The 21,184-nt window shown below is 47.8% G+C and carries 24 protein-coding genes and 2 pseudogenes; 22 read left to right on the top strand and 4 right to left on the bottom strand.

Annotated elements, in window-relative coordinates; translation table 11 throughout:
• Positions 1 to 3: 3 nt before the first annotated feature.
• The 5 genes from PJK55_RS07615 to PJK55_RS07595 all read left to right on the top strand — a co-directional run bounded on the left by PJK55_RS07615 (position 4) and on the right by PJK55_RS07595 (position 3,126).
• A complete protein-coding gene (locus tag PJK55_RS07615; protein WP_271305315.1) occupies positions 4 to 579 on the top strand; it encodes a DUF6470 family protein in 576 nt (191 codons plus the stop codon).
• A 15-nt stretch (positions 580 to 594) separates the two neighbouring features.
• Positions 595 to 1,032 carry a flagellar assembly protein FliW gene (gene fliW, locus PJK55_RS07610; protein WP_214820675.1) on the top strand — a complete coding sequence of 146 codons (438 nt, stop codon included), beginning with the start codon at positions 595 to 597 and terminating at the stop codon, positions 1,030 to 1,032.
• Entirely contained in the window at positions 1,032 to 1,259 is a 228-nt protein-coding gene (csrA, locus tag PJK55_RS07605; protein WP_214785909.1) for a carbon storage regulator CsrA, read from the top strand. Before fliW ends, csrA begins: the two co-directional genes overlap by 1 nt.
• 93 nt (positions 1,260 to 1,352) lie before the next feature.
• Positions 1,353 to 2,408 carry a GGDEF domain-containing protein gene (locus PJK55_RS07600; RefSeq protein WP_271305314.1) on the top strand — a complete coding sequence of 352 codons (1,056 nt, stop codon included), beginning with the start codon at positions 1,353 to 1,355 and terminating at the stop codon, positions 2,406 to 2,408.
• 193 nt (positions 2,409 to 2,601) lie between these two features.
• Entirely contained in the window at positions 2,602 to 3,126 is a 525-nt protein-coding gene (locus tag PJK55_RS07595) for a DUF4352 domain-containing protein (RefSeq protein WP_271305313.1), read from the top strand.
• Between the two features lie 68 nt (positions 3,127 to 3,194).
• Here the strand turns inward: PJK55_RS07595 and PJK55_RS07590 are convergent, their stop codons facing one another.
• Positions 3,195 to 4,109 carry a YitT family protein gene (locus tag PJK55_RS07590; RefSeq protein WP_271305312.1) on the bottom strand — a complete coding sequence of 305 codons (915 nt, stop codon included), beginning with the start codon at positions 4,107 to 4,109 and terminating at the stop codon, positions 3,195 to 3,197.
• Between the two features lie 179 nt (positions 4,110 to 4,288).
• Here PJK55_RS07590 and PJK55_RS07585 point away from each other — a divergent pair, with 179 nt between their 5' ends.
• From PJK55_RS07585 to PJK55_RS07575, 3 genes and pseudogenes are all read left to right on the top strand, one after another.
• Positions 4,289 to 5,149 carry a YitT family protein gene (locus PJK55_RS07585; protein ID WP_271305311.1) on the top strand — a complete coding sequence of 287 codons (861 nt, stop codon included), beginning with the start codon at positions 4,289 to 4,291 and terminating at the stop codon, positions 5,147 to 5,149.
• A gap of 141 nt (positions 5,150 to 5,290) precedes the next feature.
• Positions 5,291 to 5,578 (top strand): putative quinol monooxygenase, encoded by a 288-nt coding sequence (locus PJK55_RS07580; RefSeq protein ID WP_074033738.1) that lies wholly within the window; start codon positions 5,291 to 5,293, stop codon positions 5,576 to 5,578.
• Between the two features lie 102 nt (positions 5,579 to 5,680).
• Positions 5,681 to 6,615, top strand: a pseudogene (locus PJK55_RS07575) (DMT family transporter).
• 31 nt (positions 6,616 to 6,646) lie between these two features.
• Here the strand turns inward: PJK55_RS07575 and PJK55_RS07570 are convergent.
• Positions 6,647 to 7,147, bottom strand: a complete 501-nt coding sequence (locus tag PJK55_RS07570) for a hypothetical protein (protein WP_074033734.1) — start codon at positions 7,145 to 7,147, stop codon at positions 6,647 to 6,649.
• Between the two features lie 156 nt (positions 7,148 to 7,303).
• On the opposite strand from PJK55_RS07570, the gene PJK55_RS07565 reads away from it, so the two are divergent.
• The 7 genes from PJK55_RS07565 to PJK55_RS07535 all read left to right on the top strand — a co-directional run bounded on the left by PJK55_RS07565 (position 7,304) and on the right by PJK55_RS07535 (position 14,437).
• Positions 7,304 to 7,789: a hypothetical protein gene (locus tag PJK55_RS07565; RefSeq protein ID WP_271305310.1), complete on the top strand. Its 486-nt coding sequence runs from the start codon at positions 7,304 to 7,306 to the stop codon at positions 7,787 to 7,789.
• A gap of 66 nt (positions 7,790 to 7,855) precedes the next feature.
• Complete coding sequence (locus PJK55_RS07560) at positions 7,856 to 8,683, top strand: GNAT family N-acetyltransferase (RefSeq protein ID WP_271305309.1); 828 nt, start codon at positions 7,856 to 7,858, stop codon at positions 8,681 to 8,683.
• 10 nt (positions 8,684 to 8,693) lie between these two features.
• The gene (locus tag PJK55_RS07555) at positions 8,694 to 9,017 is read left to right on the top strand and encodes a hypothetical protein (RefSeq protein WP_214745921.1); all 324 of its coding nucleotides are present in this window, start codon (positions 8,694 to 8,696) and stop codon (positions 9,015 to 9,017) included.
• Positions 9,018 to 9,140: 123 nt separating this feature from the next.
• A complete protein-coding gene (locus PJK55_RS07550; RefSeq protein ID WP_271305308.1) occupies positions 9,141 to 10,433 on the top strand; it encodes a methyl-accepting chemotaxis protein in 1,293 nt (430 codons plus the stop codon).
• Between the two features lie 251 nt (positions 10,434 to 10,684).
• Complete coding sequence (locus tag PJK55_RS07545) at positions 10,685 to 11,194, top strand: EcsC family protein (RefSeq protein WP_271305307.1); 510 nt, start codon at positions 10,685 to 10,687, stop codon at positions 11,192 to 11,194.
• Positions 11,195 to 11,305: 111 nt separating this feature from the next.
• Positions 11,306 to 12,634: a hypothetical protein gene (locus tag PJK55_RS07540; RefSeq protein ID WP_271305306.1), complete on the top strand. Its 1,329-nt coding sequence runs from the start codon at positions 11,306 to 11,308 to the stop codon at positions 12,632 to 12,634.
• Between the two features lie 165 nt (positions 12,635 to 12,799).
• The gene (locus tag PJK55_RS07535) at positions 12,800 to 14,437 is read left to right on the top strand and encodes a flagellin N-terminal helical domain-containing protein (protein ID WP_271305305.1); all 1,638 of its coding nucleotides are present in this window, start codon (positions 12,800 to 12,802) and stop codon (positions 14,435 to 14,437) included.
• A gap of 91 nt (positions 14,438 to 14,528) precedes the next feature.
• On the opposite strand, the gene PJK55_RS07530 is transcribed toward PJK55_RS07535, so the two are convergent.
• Positions 14,529 to 15,404, bottom strand: a complete 876-nt coding sequence (locus PJK55_RS07530) for an endonuclease (RefSeq protein ID WP_271305304.1) — start codon at positions 15,402 to 15,404, stop codon at positions 14,529 to 14,531.
• A 101-nt stretch (positions 15,405 to 15,505) separates the two neighbouring features.
• Here PJK55_RS07530 and PJK55_RS07525 point away from each other — a divergent pair, with 101 nt between their 5' ends.
• From PJK55_RS07525 to PJK55_RS07500, 6 genes and pseudogenes are all read left to right on the top strand, one after another.
• Positions 15,506 to 15,745 (top strand): hypothetical protein, encoded by a 240-nt coding sequence (locus PJK55_RS07525; RefSeq protein WP_271305303.1) that lies wholly within the window; start codon positions 15,506 to 15,508, stop codon positions 15,743 to 15,745.
• A gap of 44 nt (positions 15,746 to 15,789) precedes the next feature.
• Positions 15,790 to 16,146, top strand: a complete 357-nt coding sequence (locus PJK55_RS07520) for a flagellar protein FlaG (RefSeq protein ID WP_078147335.1) — start codon at positions 15,790 to 15,792, stop codon at positions 16,144 to 16,146.
• Positions 16,147 to 16,158: 12 nt separating this feature from the next.
• Positions 16,159 to 17,868, top strand: coding sequence for a flagellar filament capping protein FliD (fliD, locus tag PJK55_RS07515; RefSeq protein WP_271305302.1), 1,710 nt, complete (start codon positions 16,159 to 16,161; stop codon positions 17,866 to 17,868).
• A gap of 14 nt (positions 17,869 to 17,882) precedes the next feature.
• Entirely contained in the window at positions 17,883 to 18,257 is a 375-nt protein-coding gene (gene fliS / locus PJK55_RS07510) for a flagellar export chaperone FliS (RefSeq protein ID WP_271305301.1), read from the top strand.
• On the top strand, positions 18,254 to 18,607 hold the full coding sequence (locus PJK55_RS07505; RefSeq protein ID WP_271305300.1) for a flagellar protein FliT: 354 nt from the start codon (positions 18,254 to 18,256) through the stop codon (positions 18,605 to 18,607). The genes fliS and PJK55_RS07505 overlap by 4 nt, the downstream gene beginning before the upstream one ends.
• Positions 18,608 to 18,694: 87 nt before the next feature.
• Positions 18,695 to 20,264, top strand: a pseudogene (locus tag PJK55_RS07500) (IS3 family transposase).
• A 69-nt stretch (positions 20,265 to 20,333) separates the two neighbouring features.
• Here the strand turns inward: PJK55_RS07500 and PJK55_RS07495 are convergent.
• The gene (locus tag PJK55_RS07495; RefSeq protein ID WP_271305299.1) at positions 20,334 to 20,711 is read right to left on the bottom strand and encodes a DUF3021 family protein; all 378 of its coding nucleotides are present in this window, start codon (positions 20,709 to 20,711) and stop codon (positions 20,334 to 20,336) included.
• A gap of 157 nt (positions 20,712 to 20,868) precedes the next feature.
• Here PJK55_RS07495 and PJK55_RS07490 point away from each other — a divergent pair, with 157 nt between their 5' ends.
• Positions 20,869 to 21,054 (top strand): hypothetical protein, encoded by a 186-nt coding sequence (locus PJK55_RS07490; RefSeq protein ID WP_271305298.1) that lies wholly within the window; start codon positions 20,869 to 20,871, stop codon positions 21,052 to 21,054.
• Positions 21,055 to 21,184: the final 130 nt, after the last annotated feature.

The following is a 21,184-nucleotide window of genomic DNA, read 5'->3' as shown; positions in this document are numbered from 1 at the left end:
ATTATGAATCTCGCTAAACTTGAGATGCGGCAAACGTTTGCTGCCATCCAGATGACCTCGAACCGACCGGTGCTCGAGATGCGTCAAGGTCGGGCGGACATGTCGATGCAGCAAGGGAAAGCTGAGATGACGCAACAGACGACTCAAGGGAAACTTGAAGTCGACTCTTCGGTGGCACGGAGTGAGAGCAACCTGAAAGGGGCGCTTGAACTCGGTAAGTCGTTCGGACAGATGGGGGAACAAGGGGCCCGCGAGGCGATGATGAACATCGCTCGTGAAGGGGACCGGATGATGCGTATCGAGAACGGCAACCCGATTGCCTCGATGGCGGCAGAGAAAGTGAACGACCCGTATCCGATCGTCGAGATGGGCTATATGCCGAAATCGATTGACCGTGTCAAGTTGACGTATACACCAGCGGATGTGAAAATCGAATGGAATATCACACCGCCACAGATTGATGTATCGCTCACACCGGCAGACATCTCGTTCACGCCATGGACGACGGACATTTCCCTCCGTCAACAGGCATCGCTCGAGATGTGGCCGGTCGGTGGGATGTATGATGAAACGCGTTGAAAGTGAGGACAATCCATGTTCATTGAAACAGACTACTTTGGCAAGATTGAAATAAATGAAGCGGAGACGATCACGTTCGTCAGTGAGATTCCAGGATTCCCGGACTCTAAGACGTTCGTGTTGATTCCATACGGGGAAGAGCTGCCGTTCTGGTCGCTCCAGTCAATCGAAGAGAAGGCGTGCGCGTTCGTCGTGACGAATCCGTTCTGGCACAAGTCGGACTATTCGTTCGAACTGTCGGACGGGGCGAAGGATCAACTCGGGATCGCAGAAGCGGAACACGTCTCTGTCTATTCGATCGTCACGCTCCGTGAGCCGTTCGATGCATCGACGCTCAACTTGAAGGCACCAATCGTCATCGAGACGAAGGAACGCCGCGGGAAGCAAGTCATATTAGATGATGCTTACCCGGCCCGTTATCCGCTCGGCGGCACGAAGGCGGAGGTGCGCTGATGCTCGTATTGAAACGAAAACAAGGCGAGGCCATCCACATCGGGGACGACGTGACGCTCACCGTGCTCGCCATCGAGGGTGACCAGGTGAAACTCGGCATCGATGCCCCGCGCCATATCGATATCCATCGTCATGAAGTGTACATTCAGATGCAAGAAGAGAATGAGTCGGCACGAAACAGTGCCAACTTGATGAAACAGATGATCAAAAAGCAGTCGGAAGCGTGAGCTTTCGACTTTTTTTGTAAATATAGAATGTAAGGGTGACATTTTTCACCTGGTTGGGATAGGATGGAAACGGAAAGGGAAGGAGGGGAATCGATGGGAACGGTCATCAACCAGTTTTTTATTAATATCAGTATCATCTTTTTACTCATGTCGCTCACGTTTTATGTGATGCGAACGGTCTTGCCGATTCAACCGTCCTCCCCACTGTTCGTCCGTTTTTGGTTTGGGGTGTCGAACGGATTGACGGCGATCTTGTTGACCTTAAACGCCATTGAACTTGGCGATGCGAGGATCGATCTCCGTCTCATCCCGATCGCCTTGTCGGCGACATACGCCGGACCGTTTGGTGCCGTCGTCACGCTCGCGCTCATCTTCATCGGACGCATGACCTTGCATGGGATGAGTGCCCCGTTCGTCGATTCGATCCTCATGTTCGTCGTCTTTTACATCTTTTCGCTTCTCCTTTCGCGTGTCCCGATGCATCGGTCACGAGGATATGCCGTCTATGTCGGATTCGGTGCGCTCCTCGTCTTGATTCGCGTGACCGGCAGTGTGGATACGATGGTTTTCGTGAACGTCTTCATCCCGTATTTCCTTATGCTGTCGCTCGGGGCATGGCTCTGTTATTGGGGAGCGAAGAAGCTCGAGACGCATCTATGGATGTTCCTCCTGCATACGCATCGGGCGACCGTCGATGAATTGACGGGACTGCCGAACCGTTACCGAACGCTCGAACAGATGAACGACTTGGAGATGTCCGGGAAGCCATGGACGTTACTCGTCATCGATGTCGATCACTTCAAGCAGTTGAACGATACATATGGTCATCTGGCAGGAGACGCCGCGCTCCGACAAATCGGTCAGACCCTCGAACGATACTGTCCGCCAGGCGGGTTCGTTGGTCGTTACGGCGGGGAGGAGTTCTTGCTTGTTGTTGCAGGAAATGAAGAGATGGAAAAGGTGGCAGAAGACATCGTACAAAAGGTGCGCCACACGACGTTCGGATTTCAGGGGGAGACCATTCCAATGACTGTTTCCATTGGCGTAGCGATCGCAGGGCACGAGCCGAGCATGGTCGTCTTTGAACGGGCCGATGCAGCATTATACGAAGCAAAACGAAATGGACGGGATCAGGTCAGGTTCGCGTAAAGCTATGAATCGTGAGAATACACGATTCATAGCTTTTTTAGTTTTTTAAGCGATAAAATCTATATTAATTGAAAAAAAGATAAAAATAGACAAAATAAATGGTATTTTATTCTTGTTTTCATCCAGTTATTTATTGTAGTATAGGAAACAGGTCATTGACTTATACTATTCTGAAATAAGGAGTTTGTTGTTTATGAAAAAGTTTTTTAAGTGGTTTGTTATCATTTTAATTGGTTTGATTGTCATCGGTATGTTTCTTCCATCTGACGAAGAGGCGAATACAGGAAGCAAAGTCGGGGAAGCTGACGCGACAGAGGCAAAAGCGGATGTGAACGATACCATTTTCAAAGTTGGTGATGTAGTAGACTTGAATGGTGTCGTACTTACAGTGAAAGATGCGGCATTCGTCTCCGCATCTGAGTACTCACAACCTGAAAAAGGGAAAGTACTCCAAATGAACGTTGAAGTAGTGAACAACACAGATGATTCTACGTTTGTAGACAGTACAGACTTCAACTTGTACGATGCAGATGGAAATGCACTCGACTATTATTATGGGTTGGATGGAATGGATCTTAGCGGTGATTTGAACAAAGGGAAGAAACTTCAAGGAACATTGACGTTTGATGTACCAGAAGGATCAAATTACGAAATGATTTATGAGCCAAGCTTCTCATGGACGGACGAATCCATCACATGGGACATTCAACCGAACTAATATGACAGTTTAAAAATCCCCTATAACCGTTGGCAAATGATGTCCAGCGGTTATAGGGGATTTCACGTTTAGTGAATGTTTTTCTTCTTGAACTGTCCGCCCCGGACGTCGTGAATGTTGCCGATGGCGAGGAACGCCTTTTCGTCATAGTCGTCGAGGATGTCTTTTAATTTCGTCTCCTCGAGTCGGCTGATGACCGTGAAGACGACTTTCTTCCCGTCTCCGGTGTAGGCCCCTTCTCCGTGGAGATATGTCACGCCCCGACCGAGCCGGTCCATGATCGCTTGGCCGATCTCTTCCGGTGCCGTCGTGATAATCCACGCCGCCTTCGACTGGTCAATCCCTTCCAAGACGACATCGATCGTCTTGAACGCGATGAAATACGTGAGGAGCGAGTACATCGCCCGGTCCCAGCTGAAGACGAAACCGGCCGTCCCGAGGATGAAGATGTTGAAGAACATGACGATCTCTCCGACTGAGAACGGTAACCGGTTCGTGAAGGCGACGGCGAGAATCTCGGTCCCGTCGAGCGACCCACCGGCGCGGATGACGAGACCGATGCCGGCCCCGAGCAAGAAGCCCCCGAAGACGGTCGACAACAAGAGGTCGTCCGTGAACGGTTTGATGTCATGTAAGACGATCGTGAACGCCGACATGAGCAGGATCGCCGTCAACGTGACGACGGCGAACGTCTTCCCGATTTGCCGATAGCCGAAGTAGATGAACGGCAAGTTAAAGAGGACGAGCCAGATAGCGAGTTTCGTCTCCGTCAAATACGAGACGATGATCGAGACCCCGACGATTCCCCCGTCGATGATCTGGTTCGGAACGAGGAACGCCTCCAGGCCGACCGCGAAGACGAGGGAACCGAGTAGCAAGAGGACGACTTTCGCAAACAGTTCGGACGCTTTGATCGGATTATGTTCGCGCCTTAAGCGCTGCACTTCCTCCGGTGTCGGGGAAGGCATGGGTGTACGCTGCATACGTGGTGCCCCCTTTCCATTTTCTTAAGTATACCAAAACGAGCCGATACAAAATCCTTTGCGACAGAGAATCTGACATGAATATTCAGAATAGATTGATGATTCCCTGTAAATTATTTCAGTATTATTTTGTGATAGGCTTAGAAGGTTGTTGAACATGAGAAGGAGGTCCATGCAACATGAAACGAGAGAATAAGGCCTGGTTGATGGGGGTTCAAATCATCATGAACATCATCGGCGGACTCATCGCGGCGTACGGGTTGGAGTCCGTCCTTATCCCGAACAACGTGTCGGACGGGGGCGTCACCGGCATCAGTATCGTCGGGTCGCAGCTAACAGGGTTGCCGCTCGGGATCTTTATCGGGATTCTCAATATCCCGTTCATCTATCTCGGGTATAAACAGATCGGGAAAAGTTTCGCCATCCTTTCGGTCACAGGGATTGCGTCGTTGTCAGTCGGTACGGTGATCATGCACCATGTCCCGACCATCATCGAGGGCGACGCGCTCCTCATCACCGTGGTCGGCGGAATCATCCTTGGGTTCGGGATGGGGATTTCTCTCCGTAACGGGGGTGCGCTTGACGGGATCGATATGCTGGCCGTCCTCTTGTCCCGTAAACTGCCGTTCGGGACGAGTGACTTGATTCTATTTTTGAATACGTTCGTCTTCATCGTCGTCTCGACGGTGTTCGGGCTTCAAGGAGCCGTCTTGTCGGCGATCGCCTATTTCATCGCCTCGAAAGTGATTCATATCGTCGAAGAGGGATTGAGCGGAGCGAAGACGTTCAAGATCATCACGAGTGAACCGCATGAGATGGTCGAGACGATTCGGGACCGTCTCGGACGGAGTGCTACGTTGAATCAGATCCAAGGTGCGTATTCAAAAGAGAGCTATTACGAAATCACATGTGTCATCAACCGGCTCGAAGAACGAAAGATCAAGGACATCATCGATGATGTCGACCCGAAAGCATTCGTTGTCGTGTACGAGGTGACGGAGGTCAAAGGCGGGAATTTCCAAAAACGCGATATTCACTGACGGATGGCCACATGCCGTCCGTTTTTTGTATGACAAGGATACGTGTGCCGTGAAAACATTCCACACGTGTGAACCCGTAAGGCAGGAAATCGCACGCAAAAAGTGGAATGAGACGATGCAAGGGAAAGGGGAGGATGGAGCATGTATGCACTGATCGGAAAGCTCGTCACAAAAGCGGGACAACGGGACCGACTCGTGGCGATTTTATCGGAAGCGGCACGAGAGATGGAGGCGACGTCGGACTGTGAATCGTATCGGGTCCACGTATCGCTCGACGAGGCGGACACGGTGTTCGTCTATGAAGTGTGGCGGAGTGAGGATGCGCATGCGGCGTCGTTGTCGCTGGCTGAAGTGAGGGCTTATATCGATCAGGCGAAGCCTATCCTCGAGCGGATGGAGCGGATCGCCGCGCTCGAACTGCGGACGTGACGGATTGAATGAAGAGACGGATGACCACGTGTCGTCCGTCTTTTTTGCAGGAGAAATACATAAATACCGAGAACAAGACAGGATTCGGAAAGGAGGGAACGTATGCGTCCACTCATACTCGGTGTCTTCGCGGCCTTGTTTTTTGCGAGCACGTTCGTGTTGAACGAAGTGATGCAAGTCGGGGGAGGAAGCTTCGCCTATAGTGCCTCGCTCCGCTTTTTATGGATGATTCCACTGTTGATAATTGTCGTCGCCTTACGGGGGGACTCAAGCGGGTCATCTCGGCGCTGACGGACAACCCGCGTCCGTGGATCGTCTGGGGAACGGTCGGGTTCGGGTTCTTTTACGTTCCCATCTGTCTCGCGGCCGAGGTCGCACCCCCATGGCTCATTGCGGGTACGTGGCAAGTGACGATTGTCGCCGGGGCACTGTTGTCTCCACTCTTTAAGAAAGCGGACGGGTCCCGCGAACAGATTCCCTGGCGAGGACTTCGGTTCTCGAGCCTGATTTTGATCGGGGTCGTCTTGATGCAAGTCGAGTTTTTCGAGTCGTTCGAGCCTCGCTTCCTTTGGCTTAGTGTCGTCCCAGTCGTGATTGCGGCCTTCGCATATCCGCTCGGCAACCGCAAGATGATGCAACAGACGGATCTCGACGTGTTCGAACGCATCCTCGGCATGTGTCTCGGGTCGCTCCCGGTCTGGTTCTTGCTGTTCGGGTACGGGTTGACGACGGGTCGTCCCTCATCGAGCCAGCTCGGACAGACATTCCTTGTCGCCTTGTTGTCAGGGATTGTCGCGACCGTCCTATTTTTCAAGGCGACGGACCTCGTCAAACACGACATGGGGAAACTGGCGTCCGTCGAGGCGACGCAGGCGCTCGAGGTGTTGTTCGCCCTCATCGGCGAGCTCCTGTTCCTCCATGCGGTCATGCCGTCCCCGATTGCCTTGGTCGGGATCACGCTCGTCATGATCGGCGTCGTCTTCCATAGTCGAAGCCAATTCATCGAACTCCCGATGGCAATCGAAAAAGAGGCATAAAAAATACCTCGCTCCTTCGAGCGAGGCATTGTCATGAACTTGTTGTCAAACTGCCTTTGACTTTGTCGTAGAAGTCATCCATCATACCAGTACGGCTACCGAGCTGGCAGATGAGTTCGAGCGTTTCTTTATAGAACTTTTTGACGAGTCCTTTGTTTTTGATCCCGTCCATCGACGCGAGCGTCTTGTCGAGGTTCTCTAAAATCTCTTTGATTTGTGCGTCCGAGTCCGGTTTGACGACCGTCATGTTCTCCGGGATGCTGACGACTTTCTCTTGACCTTGGTGGCGGAACGATGCGCCGAAGCCGAGGTTCTCGATGAAGAGGTGCGGCATGACCTTTTGACCGAAGAAATGCTTGTGCCAGTCTGTCGCTTTCATCGTGTCCATATCTTGTTTGAACGTGGAAGCCGTCGAGACGTATTGTTTAAACAAATCCGTCATGAATTTTTCGATGACCGGGATTTGAAGGGCGAAGACGTTTTTCAAGAGCGCGTCGAGCTGGGCGCGCGTCAAAGTAGTTTCGTTAGACATGTCAGTTCCTCTTTTCTCTAGTACGTTATTACCATCGTATGGGATTGGCGGACGGTCGTCAATGTAAGGGGAAACATTTTTTCAGAATATTTGATGAAAAGTCATCAACTTGTGGGATAATCAAGTGAAGACATCAACAACTAGGGAGTGGTTCTTGTGAACAAATCGATGAAATGGGCGCTCGCGCTCGGTGTGACAGGTGCATTGGTGGCAACGGTCGGTGTCGTCTCGTCCCGGGGACGGACAGAGGATACGACGCAGACGATTCGTGACCGAGAACTCGGGTACGAGATCATCTTGCCGTCAAAAATCGTTGCGGCGATTGAGCGCGGTGACGTCTATATCGAGAAGGCACAGGACGTCGTCGACATCGGCGACACGAAGAGCTACAGCACGTTCGATTTGTACTATAACGTCGAGGATGGGGACGACCAACTCTTGTTCCACTTGGACTTGATTGACCGTGAGTTGACGGAAGAGGCGTTCGCGACAGAGGTCGGTTACGGTAACTACCTCGGTACGAACGACAAGACGTTCTTCTGGGTCGAACCGACAGAGGCCGTACCGGGCGCGGAGGCGCATACGAATGAAATCGCTGAATTGATCGAGACGCTCCCTGAGTTGGAGTTCCGGACGTTATAATCTCGTAAGTGGGCTCGCTACGGCGGGCTTTTTCCTTTGTGCTACAATACAAATGAGGTGATGTATATGAATTGGACAGTAGAAGAAGTCAAACAAGCAGATGATGTGAAAACGTTAGAACAGGCGGTCAATACGAGCGACAAGATTGACGTCAAAGTCGGTCATGAGTCGGTCGGACAGAACGACTATGCGGTATACGACGGCGAGACGCTCGTCGGGTATCTTATGCTCTTCCCGTATCTCCCGAACGAGTATGAGGTGAACGCGCTCGTCCATCCGAAATATCGGAAGCAAGGCGTCTTCACGGCACTGCTCGAGACGGCGAAACAGGATGCGAAACTGAACGGCTGTGAGGCGTTCACGTTCGTCATCGACCGAAACTCGGCATCTGGGAAAGCGGTGCTTGAACATCTTCAGGCAGCGTATCAGTTCTCGGAATACAATCTCGTCTTGAAGAAGGCGGAACTCTTCTTGAAGCCGGACGAGGTATCGCTCCGTGAGGCGACTGCAGACGACCGCCCGCTCATCATCGCGACACTCAGCGAGGCGTTCGGTGACCCGGTCGATGTGACAGATAACATCTATCAACAAATCGACACGCCGGACCGTGTGACGTATATCGGCGAAGTCGACGGCAAACCGGTCGGCGTCATCCGTGCCCTTCTCGTCGGTGACGACGCGGCAAGCATTCACGCGTTCGGTGTCAAAGCTGGCGAACAAGGCAAAGGCTACGGCACGAAGATGTTGAAACAGATGGTGCAACAACTGTTCCGCATGGGCCGGACGAAGGTCGAGCTCGATGTCGAAACGGGAAACAAGGCAGCGCTCGAGATTTATAAGCGTGCCGGCTTCGCAGAAAATGGCGGCTACGAGTTTTACATGATCGAATTATGAGGTGACCCACATGGTGAAAAATCTGAAATGGCTCGGTGCGGCGTTTGAAGCATTTCTCGGGATCCCGATTCTCGGTGGTCTTTTCATCATCGGGATGGGCTATTCGCCCCTCGGATTCATGTTCGTCTATCACGTCATCGTGTTGATTCTCTCGTTCAGTCGACTAAACCGATTCTCGTACGGTGCGGCCGTCGGAATCACGGCCTCGGTCCTTGGGTTCATTCCGATCGTCGGGATGATGCTCCACTGGGCGGCAGCGATCACGCTCGCGATTGACGCGGCGACGACTCCGCGACGGGTGACTCGCGTCGAACGTGACGATGAAGCATTTTGATGAAACGTACTCCTTTCTGGGGTGCGTTTTTTCATTGACCAAACGTTCAACTGAAAACGCTATACATTCATTGGAAATCGGACGATATAGGGAGTGATGAACACAATGAGGAGGAACAACACAGTGAAAGTATTTAAAAACTTTACGACGCAATTGCTCGCATGGATCTTGGTCACGTCCTTTATCACGGGCGGAGCGGTCGGCTACATCACGTTATTGCTTTTGACAGAACTCGAGATGGAACAAGGTCAGGTCATGCTCGTCGGTACGGTCGTGGCGTTACTCATCTCGTCACTCGGCGGGATCGTCATCTACTTGATCGCCCGTCGTCCACTGAAAGCGGTCGAGATGGCTTCTGAAAAAGCCGTCGAGGTCGGGAATGGTGATTTGACAGTACACTTCGCGGACGAGAAAACATCAGACCGTTCAGAAATGGGACGTTTGCTCTTGTCGATGGACAACATGGTCGAGCACCTTCGGGAACAAGGGACGAACATGCGTTACACGGCGGACCAGTTGACCGGTTCGGCGCAAGAGATCGCGGCAGCGGTTCAAGAAGGAAACGTGGCGGGCGAAAACATTCGTGTCGCGATGGATTCCCTCAACAAGATGTTAGAAGACAACGTCAGTGCGACGTACAACTCGATGGACTTACTCGGAGCGGTCGCGCGGACGATGGAGAGCATCCGTCAAGAGATGTCATCGGCGCTTGATTCAGCGAGCGAGATGCAACAGGAAGCAGAGAGCGGGAAAGGTCTCGCATCATCATCGGTCAATGCGATGCATGCGATTGCTGGTAAAGTTGAACAGTCATCGACACTCAACAGTCAGTTGACAGAAATGACGGGAGAAATCTCACGTATCACCGATGTCATCAGTGACATCTCTGCACAGACGAACTTGCTTGCCTTGAACGCATCGATTGAAGCAGCGCGTGCCGGGGAGCATGGGCGTGGCTTCGCAGTCGTTGCAGCAGAAGTGAAGAAGTTAGCAGAACAAACGGCGAACTCGACGCAAGAAATCACGGATCTCATCGTAGACGTGAAGCGTCTCGTTGGGGATACGTCATCTTCGATGGCGAACGTGAAAGCAGAAGTCGAGACAGGCGTTGGATTGGTCGAAAAAGCAGGCGGTGCGTTCGCATCAATCCATAACTCGGCAAATGAAGTATACAGTCATGTCCATTCGGTCGATTCACTCCTCGATGAGTCACGCGGTCAGATTGATTCGGTCGTGACGAACTCGGCAGGCATCGTTGGAATGGTCGAAGAAGCATCGCGTTATGCGAATGAAGTGACGTCAGCGGCGAGCCAGCAAGCGGCAAGCCTTGGTGAAGTGAATGGAGCGATGTCTGAGCTTGTACGCGTCGCGGAGAGCTTGCAGAATGAGACGGAACAGATGAAGGTGGAAGTGTAAGAAGGTTGAAAGAACATCCTAAGAATATTAGGGTGTTTTTTATTTCCATTAAATATAAAAAAAGTAATTTAAAGTATAAAAATGCTTTATAATGATTTTATTACATATAGGGAGTTTCATCCGTGGCAAATCAATTGACGATTAGTAAAATGAACGAGTTGTTAGATTGGGGTTATGAGAAAGCATTAACTGGACTACCAACAATGGATACTGCTTACGAACTAGCTTAAGAGTATACGAACAAGTATGGAGTGGAGCAAGGAATTGATAAGTTAATTACAATACAACTTGCAAAGTGCGGAACAAGTGGATTTTTGACAGGGTTAGGTGGATTGATTACTTTACCGGTTGCAGTTCCTGCTAATATTAGTTCGGTTTTGTTCATTCAAATGCGAATGATTGCATCAATTGCCGTTATGAGAGGATACGATGTGAAAGATGATCAAGTGCGCACCTTTGTTTATGCTTCATTAACTGGAAAAGCCGCAACAGATATCATAAAGCAAGCAGGTGTTCAAGTAGGACAAAAATTAGCAGTGAATATGATTAAAAAATTGCCTTTTGAAGTGATCAAAAAAATTAATAAAGCTGTTGGTTTTAGATTGATGACGAAGTTCGGACAAAAGGGAGTCATTAATATGGGGAAAATGGTTCCGCTCGTAAGAGGAGTGATTGGCGGGACATATGATGCGACAACCACAAAAATGATTGCTAACGCGGCTAAAGATATTTTTGTCGAGCTGACGCCGCGGCTTACGTAAAATAAATAATTTTTCATTATCTCCCTCTCGGTAAACGCTGAGAGGGATTTTAGGTCGCACACTACGAGGTAACGCAATACTAATTTTATAGTGAATGAAAGGATGAGAAACGTGGATGATTTAGGAAAACAGTTGAAACGTTGGACAGAAGGGACGGCCCTCTACATAGAAAAATGGATGCGAGGAATGGATTCGATGCTAGGTCAAGCGTTGGCTGAGTGGATGGCTCAAGAAAAGCGAGTCATCGCGTTTCGGAGGCAAACCCGTGAGCTGGAGGACAAGCTAAGGAAACATGATCTCGTTATTCAAGAACTCATCACTCGCTTATACCAACATGACGATACACAACGCTTAGATCAACAAGCTCGTTTTCAACAAACACTGCGTGAAAAAGTGAATCGGATTGAAACGTTACATCATGAACTTCAAGTAAAAGAAGAAGTCGTTATGAAAAGTCGCCTTGCGGTTCAGCAACTTTTGTTTAAAGTGGACGAGTCAAAAACAAGGGAAGCGCATCTTCAAGAAGAAGTAATAAAACAAAAAACAAAATTGCGACAATTTGTTGTGGAGAAACAACAACTGGAAGAGCAAATAAAAAAAATGACATCGCAACTTTATGACGATGATCTTCAAGCAAATGCGAAAGAACTCTTCAAGGCACAGATTCATGAAGCGGAGGCGAGAATTAAAGATATTGAAGCGCGAGAGCAGGCAATTCATGAACGGAATAAACACTATGAAGAAGAACTACAAAAAGTGCAGCATCAAAAAATGGAGCTCGATCAAAAAGTTGCAAAAATGGAATTGGTACGTGAAAGCTTAGTTAGAGAGAAACAGCAATTGCTTCATGACGTCGCATCTCAAGAAAAACAGATTCGGTTATCCATCCAAGAGAGCGAACGGCTTCAAAAGCAACTACAAGCGAGTCGACAAGAACAAGAAGCAGCCTATTCATTGTTTAGTGAAGAACTTGAAAAACGAACAGCGACAGAACTTGAAAAGGAAGAAATCAATCGCAAATATGACAAAATGATGGAACAGTGGAGTTCGGATAAGAAGAAGTATATGCAAAAAGAGACTCGTCTGGAACAGCGGCTCGGTCGTCGTATCGGTGGGAGTATTCCGAATATACTCGTTGAGCCAGAATTCGAAAAAGACTATTTGGAATTGTCCGAACAAGAGCAGACAGGTGTGGATGCAGCACTTTATGAACTTTCACTTGGATGGCATACCGGGAACGTGACGTTTCGACCGAACAGTGTCAAAGGAAGAACGACAACGTACCTTGAATATGGATGGGGATCATCACATCATGTGCCGGGACGGCTATATATAAAAAAAGAACAAACGGGATTCCGTGTATATCGCATTAGCCGGACAAAAGATGGAAATAATCGTTTAAGTCAATTGCGAGTGATTGAATGGCTAAAAAATCAATAAAAGTTGCAAAGAAGATTAAACATTTGAAATGACACTCCGATATAGAGTATGGAAACGCAAAAACGTTCCAAAAAATGCAAGGTGAGGGGCCGGCCTAAACCTTGCATGCTCGGACAAAAGGATTTGGAAGAGCGGAAAAACTCAAACCTATGGAGGGAAATTACAATGATTATCAACCACAACCTTAACGCAATGAATGCACACCGTAACATGGGCTTTAACACAACGCAAACAGGTAAAGCGATGGAGAAACTATCTTCAGGACTGCGCATTAACCGTGCTGGAGATGACGCAGCGGGTCTTGCAATCTCTGAAAAAATGCGTGGACAAATTCGTGGTTTAGATCAAGCTACTCGCAACTCGCAGGATGGAATTTCGATGATTCAAACTGCTGAGGGTGCATTGAATGAAACGCATTCAATCCTTCAACGTATGCGTGAACTTGCGGTTCAAGCATCTAACGATAGTAATACAGTAGATGATCGTAAAGAAATTCAAAAAGAAGTTAATGAATTGACTTCGGAAATTAACCGTATTGGTAATACTACAGAATTCAATACTAAAAAACTTCTAGATGGCAATTTATCATCAACTTCTAAAACAGGAAATACAGTTTTAGCTTCAAGTACATCACAAAACTTTACTCATGCTGCAGTAACGTTAGAAGGTGGATTGAGCGCTGAAAATACTCCTAAATTTATGAATGGCACTGCAGAAAATCAAATTGCTATCGATACTTCAGGTGAATTTGCCACAGCCGCGGCGACAAACACAGATGGAGAAATTGAAATTTTAAGACAGGGTGACTCAATCCAAGTTCGATTGACAACTACAAACGCAACGGATACTGAACTTGTGACAGCAGATGATCTTATTTCTGCAGATGCTGATGGTAATTTCACTTATGATGCTCACGGTGTAAGCTTTACACTTTCAAAAGATGAGTTCTCTAAGCTTACTACTGGTCAAGGAATTACAATCGATAATATTCAAGGTACAGAAACTAGCTTGACAACGAAAAGTAACTTCTCTACAAATACAGTAGCAGCACCAGGTACGGATGCATACGGTGAAATTACTGGATTAACTGTAGATGCAACAGATCCGGGAGCATTTGCAAATGCCGCTTCTTTAGAGCTTGATTTTGACGGAACTAATGCGGTCGTTTCTATTAAGAATGCTGCTGGAGATGTAATTAACACAGATACATTCTCATTAGATGGTACTGCACCTCTATCATATGATAACCATGGAATCTCATTTACATTTGATGCACAAGATGCAACTGCTGTTAATTTTTCTACAAAACTTGCAACTCAAGAAGATCCTGTTACATCAGATAAATCTGTTAAATTCCAAATTGGTGCAAATGAAAACCAATCTATGTCTTTAGGTTTCTCGGATATGCGTGCATCAGCTTTAGGCTTGACAGGCAATGGAGCTGGCTTCTCGTCAGCTGCTAACGTCACAAATGGTACAAACAATACGATGGCAGAAAAAGCTCTTGACGTTACTACTGCTGCCAATGCTGCTAAAGCAATTACAACAATCGATGATGCTGTTAAGAGTGTATCGGCTGAACGCTCTAAATTAGGTGCCGCTCAAAACCGTCTCGAACATACGATCAACAACCTTGGAACTTCTGCTGAAAACCTCCAAGCTGCAGAATCACGTATCCGTGATGTTGATATGGCGAAAGAAATGATGAACTTCACGAAGAACAACATTCTTAACCAAGCTGCACAAGCAATGCTCAGTCAAGCTAATCAGCAGCCGCAAGCGGTTCTTCAACTTCTTCGTTAAGACTTTCTTTAAACTTTTTAATCAGTACACACAAGTTACTGAACACATAATTGAACCCGTCTCTCTCTTATTGAGAGGCGGGTTCTTCAATTTATATTACATATAAAGCTTTCTCTTCTTTTAAAATATTCTTCCTAATATCCTGCCATTTATAGACGACGGACCAATACGTGCGATTCAATGTTTCGGCAATCTTAGCATCTGTCATCCCTTTCTGTTTGGCTTGAATGATGAATTGAATCTCTTCGTCTGTATAGTCATTTTTTGCTTTAGATACGATTACGGATATGCCGGGATGTTTTGCTTCTTCCAAATCGAGTCGATATTCCCAATCCAATTTCTTTCGCATTGAAGGTATCGCGTATGCATAAGGTTCGAAGTCATTCAAAAATCGTATGGCCTCCTCTGTTTTTTGAATACGTAGCGTGTAAAAATGACCATCAGATCGTTTGCTTAACACAAACTGATGATGGAATGTGCGAGCAATGAATGTGCTCAATTGTTCGAGTTCTTCGGGATAAAATGCTTGGAGATATAAATAAATATGCGGTGTGATGATGATCTGGTTCAATTTAGACCGTGATGACTTGGTCAATGATAAACTTCCATCGTCTAAGTAAAGGGCGAGTAAAAAGACAGGATGTGTACAATCTTCTAATAGATGAATGGGGATATGTTTCTTGCGGTCACCGTAACACTGTTCCCAAAGCCAAGCGAACAGTTCATCTTTTTCAGAATACAGTTCTGCGCTCGTTCCTGTCTTTCGAATTCGAATGCCACTAAAAATGCGAGGGGCCACTTTTAATTTCCATTCTCGATACTCCATTTGTTTCACAGAAAAATGTTCTCGATATTGAAGCCCTTTTTTCGGAATACTTTTTGACTTTGTCCGTGCGATTGTCCCATCTCCGAGTAGTGTCCCGAGTAATAAACTCTTCTCGAAAACCGTCAACTCCTCCCATTTCACTTCAATCACTCCTTGTTATAGTTTTCACATAGTTTTTTATTCCCATTCTTTATGAATCTCATTCCCTTAACCGATATAGAAAAAAGAAAGGGTTGAAGTTAATGAATCGAGAAGGACTCATACATCAATTAAATCAAGTCAAACAAGTACAAGAAATGCTTGATAAAAAAGAAGAGTTATTGTTGACGATGAAATCAATCGCACTTGAAGCAACAAACACTGAAGCGACGAGAAGGATTGTTTTAAATCATTCATTTCAAGACTTACAAAGTCAATTAAGCTATCTCGAATCAGAGATTATGGATAGTTTTCGTGAAATCCTCAAAAATTCAATAGAATAACCGATATATGAATTGAGAACATTTATTAAGAGGAGTAGAAGCACATGAACCCGACCATTTCAGAAGTCCGGCTTCACCTACCTTCTTCCGTCTTGCCGTATGAACAAACGAAAAACGTGTTCGTCGAAGCGAACCAAGCGAAACTCGCTGACGAAGGCATCGTCATTCTTCCGACGCCTCAACACGTTACCAAGTTAGAGGCAGCCGTCGAGAAGGCGAATCAAGTCCTAGACCAACAACGTACTGGCTTAAAGTTCATGAAACATGAAAAATTGAACGACTACTACATTCAAATCGTGGATACGAACAACGAAGTCATCCGCGAAATTCCAAGCAAGAAATCACTTGATTTCTTTGCGGCGTTCATGGAGTTTAACCATCTCTTTGACGAACGGGTATAAAGGAGGACTTTCATGACAACACCAATCCGATTTGGCGGACTCGCCAGTGGAATCGATACCGACACCATTATTAAACAATTGATGCAGGCCGAGCGTGCTCCGGTCGATAAACTGGAACAGAAAAAACAAACAACGGAATGGAAACGCGATGCTTATCGTGAAATCAACCGTTCACTCATGACCTTAAGGAACAGCGCGGTCGACTTGATGTTTAGCCGAAACTTCTATGCGAAGACGTCTAGTTCATCGGACGAGTCACGCGTTTCGGTTGTGACAGGACCCTCAAGTGGAAATAGCGCCATACGCATCGATTCAGTCGAACGATTAGCAACTTCAGCATCTACTTTAATTGACACTGTCGATCGAAATAATCAGAAGTTAACAGCTGCAACAAAAATCTCAGATTTAAACGGACTAGTCGTTGGTCAGAAACGAGTTTATCAGGATACGGCTGGAGTTGAAATGACACTAGCTTCAGGTCTGGATTTTATGGATGCTAGTGTTGTATTAAAAGATCAAGCAGGTAATCAGTTGAACAAAGCAGACTTTGCGTATGATGCGACAACAGGAAAACTGACCGCTACGAATACAACCACATATGTGGATGGTGTCATTCCTAAAGGGGTGGTGGCAGAGTATACACAAGGTACTGGTTATGAAATTGGTTTTAAATCGTCGACGACAGGTGCACATAAGACCATTCAACTTTCTGCTGAATCGACTGTACAAGATCTAATCAATCAATTGAATGGAAAAGACTCGGGATTATCGGCTTTCTTCGAACCTGTCAGTGGAAAAATTTCGATTTCTACAAAAGAAACAGGGGAAGTTGCGACAATCGATTTTGATGCTGAAACGCGAATTGCATTGAATTTGAGTACAGCACCGATTGGAACAGACGCAAAATTTAAAGTAAACGGTATTGAAGTGACGCGATCATCCAATACAACTACTTTTGACAATATGACAATTACTTTGAAAGCGGAGTTCCCAATTACCCAAAATCCAACGGCAGGACCAGTCACTCTCTCCGCAGCAACTGACACTCAAAAAATCTTTGACAACATCAAAGGATTCGTCGATAAATACAATGAGACGATTGATCTCATGAACAAGAAGACACGAGAAGAACGCTTCCGTTCATTTGCACCGCTCACGCAAGCACAGCGCGATGAGTTGTCTGAAGACGAGATCAAGAAGTGGGAAGAAAAGGCAATGAGCGGAATGCTCCGAGGAGACACAATCCTTCGAGGGACGATGGATACTCTTCGTTCAAAATGGTCAGGCGCAACATCGAGCACAAATGATTTAGACATGTCTCGCTTGTTCCAAATCGGTCTCTCGACCGGATCAGACTTCACGAACGGCGGAAAGATTGAGCTGGATGAAGAGAAGTTAAAAGCCGCTATCGAGAAAGACCCGGAACAAGTGTATAAGCTCTTCACGGATGAAGAGACGGGACTCCTCCCGCAAATCCGTGATACGGCAAAAGAATCACGTGAGACGATTACGCGCATCGCCGGTGCGGACGGTGCTGGTGCTCCGTCGTATTCAATGGGCCGCGAGATGACACAGATGGATTCAAGAATTCAACGACTCAACGATTTACTCATCGATAAAGAAAACGCCTACTACCGTCGCTTCGCGGCGATGGAAACGGCAATGAACCAGGCGAACTCGCAAGCCGCTTCACTTCAACAGTTTTTAGGCGGCGGAATGTAAGAGGAGGAATTTAAATGGTAGCTAATCCATACGCAGCTTATCAAAACAACGCGGTCACGACCGCGAACCCACAGGAACTGACGCTTATGCTTTATGACGGGGCGCTCAAGTTCATGCGCCTCGCCAAGCTTGCGATCGACCAGGGCAACCCTGATTTGAAGAACATCAACATCCAAAAGACGCAAGCCATCTTCCAAGAGCTTCGTCTCACACTCAATAAAGACATCGCCATCTCGGCGAACTTGGACTCGCTCTATGACTACATGTGGCGCCGCCTCGTCGATGCGAACATCAAGAACGATACGACCATCCTCGACGAAGTACTCGACTTCACGACTGAACTCCGTGACACGTGGAAGGAAGCGATGAAACTCGCGAAGCAGTCATGAGACCGATTGATGAGATCATCTTAAAGACACAGCGCTTAAAAGAGTTGTTGGCGAAAGTTCCGGAAGAGCCGACGTATGACACGTGGATGGAACAAATCCATGAGCTCTTGGACGACCGCGAACAGTTGCTTGCGGCGCACGGTCCTGATCTGAAGAAAGCCGATCAAACGGTCCTACGGCAACTCGTCGACGACAGTCAAAAGATCGCCCGTCTGATTGAAGCCGAACACCAGCGCCTCGGGATGACGCTCGGGACGGCCCGGATGGAACGGAAGACGGTCAAGTCCTACGTCGATCCATATGAAGACGTCGATTCTAACTTTTCCGGTCTATTCGACCAACAGACATAACAAAGCTCGAAGGCATATTGATATGCTCCCCAATAGGTAGACAGATGAAATAACAAATCTGTTTATCTGATTGGGGAGTGTTTTTTTATGGCGAGAAGTCGGCATTCGATTGAACAAAAAATGGCTGCGCTACGTATGATGGAAGAAGAAACATATACATGGAAGGAAATTATGGAGGCCCATGACGTCTCTTGGGATACCCTCCAGGTGTGGAAAGTGAAATTCGATACCGGTGGGATCGATGCGTTGAAGGAATCGAGGACATGGAGACATTACACCAAAGAACAGAAGCTCGCGGCTGTCCGTGACTATCTCGACGGTCTCTCCAAAATGGAAACCCTCTCCAAACACGACATCAGTAGTTCGTCTGTTCTTTACAGGTGGATTAGGCAGTATACTGGTCATAGCGAGTTAACAGATTCGAGAAAAGGGATGGATCGAGCTATGGCAAAAGGGAGAAAGACCACATTCGAGGAACGCATGGAGATCGTCAGGTATTGCCTGGACAATGGGCGGAACTATCAACGGACGGCCGAGATGTTCGCCGTGTCGTACCAACAGGTCTATGGTTGGACGAAAAAATATGACGCCGACGGCGTGCACGGGCTCGAGGACCGGCGTGGACGGACGAAGCAAGAAGAGGAACTGACCAACGAGGAGAAGCTCGAACGTCGCATCCAACAGATCGAGCGGGAGAACGAGCGCCTGCGGGCCGAGAACCTGTTCCTAAAAAAGTTAGAGGAGATCGAGAGGAGAGGTTGATCAGCCAGATCCGGCTACAATTGCGTTACATGGCCATCGAGGAAATGTCGACGACCGATACGTTCTCGGTCGTGCTCCTGTGCGAGATCGCGCAGGTCTCACGGGCTGCCTACTATAAATGGTTGAAGCGTACCGTTTCGGTACGCGAGGAGGAGAATCTAAGCCTACTAGAGGACATCCGCCTCCTCTGCGACCAGGTGAACGGGATCTACGGTTATCGACGGATCACCATGACGGTCAATCGCAGACGACGCCAGCATGGCCTGCCGGCATACAACGAGAAGCGCATCTATCGTCTCATGCGCATCCATGAGATCCGTTCGGTCATCCGCCAGAAGCGAAAGCGGTACAAAAAATCGTCACCGCAGCATGTGGCCGAGAACCTGATGAATCGGGAATTCAGCGCGTCCCGACCTGACGAGAAATGGTGTACCGACGTCACCGAGTTCAAATTGGGTGCCGGGAAGAAGGCGTATCTGAGCGCGATCATCGACCTGTATGACGGCTCGATCGTCGCCTATCGCATCGGGAAGTCTAACAACAACGGGCTCGTCTTCCAAACGATGATGCTAGCGATCGCGGGGCTCCGTACAGGAGCGAGTCCGATGATCCATAGTGACCGAGGATATCAATACACATCGAAAGGGTTCAAACGCATGGTAGAAGACGCGGGGCTGACCCACAGCATGTCCCGGGTCGGACGTTGTCTCGACAACGCCCCGATCGAGGGCTTTTGGGGTACCCTGAAAGTCGAGATGTACTACCTGCGTGAGTTCCAGGCCTATAGGAACTCACATCGGCCATCGAGGCCTACATATCGTTCTACAACCACGATCGTTTCCAGAAACGGCTAAACGGCTTGAGCCCTGTCGAATACAGGTCTCAAGCCGCCTAGTTTGGTTTTCATTATTTGCCCTGTCTACTTGAAGGGGAGCAGTTCAATATGCCTTCGAGCTTTTGTGCGTTAAGAGGTTTTGACTTGGCGACGCATGCGAATGATGAAATAAGATACCGTAAACAAGATCAGCCCACTTACCGTGAAATTTAAGTAGAGGCGCACGGCATCTTGAAGTGACGTCACTGGCGTAGACCCACCGAACCATAGGAGTGGTAGGATTGTCACGTGCATGACGCACCAGTGAATGAAAATCTGCTTTTTGAACGACCATTGTCGGACTTGATAAATGACGCTCGTGAGCCCGAGAAAGAAAGCGACTCCGGCGTAAACGAGCATGGCATGTACGCCGTCCGTATTTCCTGACACGCCTTGATAGAGCGCGAGTATCGCGAATGGCAGCGACCATAAGAGGCTCCGTACGAACCCTTTCTTCACTAATTGCATATGTATCATCCTTTATTAATTGTTATGAATATATACGAACATCATGCAAAAAGGTTTCGGATAAAAAGCGAAGATGAAATCACGTCTGTTTTCAGATATAATCGGGTAAACATCATTGTAGCCGTTGCTTCTTTTCTGGAAAGAGGAGGGAAACGAGATGCGTGAGAAAGAGTCCAAACCGGTATCGTCACGGAAACGCCGTTATTTCGTCTATGGTCCAGAAGGAGCGTACGATGAGTATGTGGAACGGGACCCGAAACTCGAGGCGTATGTCGAGGACGATACGCCACTTGAAGAACGTCCCGATCCATACGAAGAAGAAGAGCTGAAATCAAGAGGATAAGTGTATATGTCAAGGTCCGATTGTGGACCTTGATTTTTATTTTGCCTGGAATGTTTTCTTGTCACGGTATGGATTGCCAATTCGTTATATTCGTCTTAACCACTTTACTTTGATTATGAAAAAGGAGAGA

Source organism: Exiguobacterium sp. MMG028, from assembly GCF_027947425.1.
In the GTDB taxonomy this organism is placed as follows: Bacteria; Bacillota; Bacilli; order Exiguobacteriales; family Exiguobacteriaceae; genus Exiguobacterium; species Exiguobacterium aestuarii_A.
This window is presented reverse-complemented; position numbering and strand designations above follow the sequence as displayed.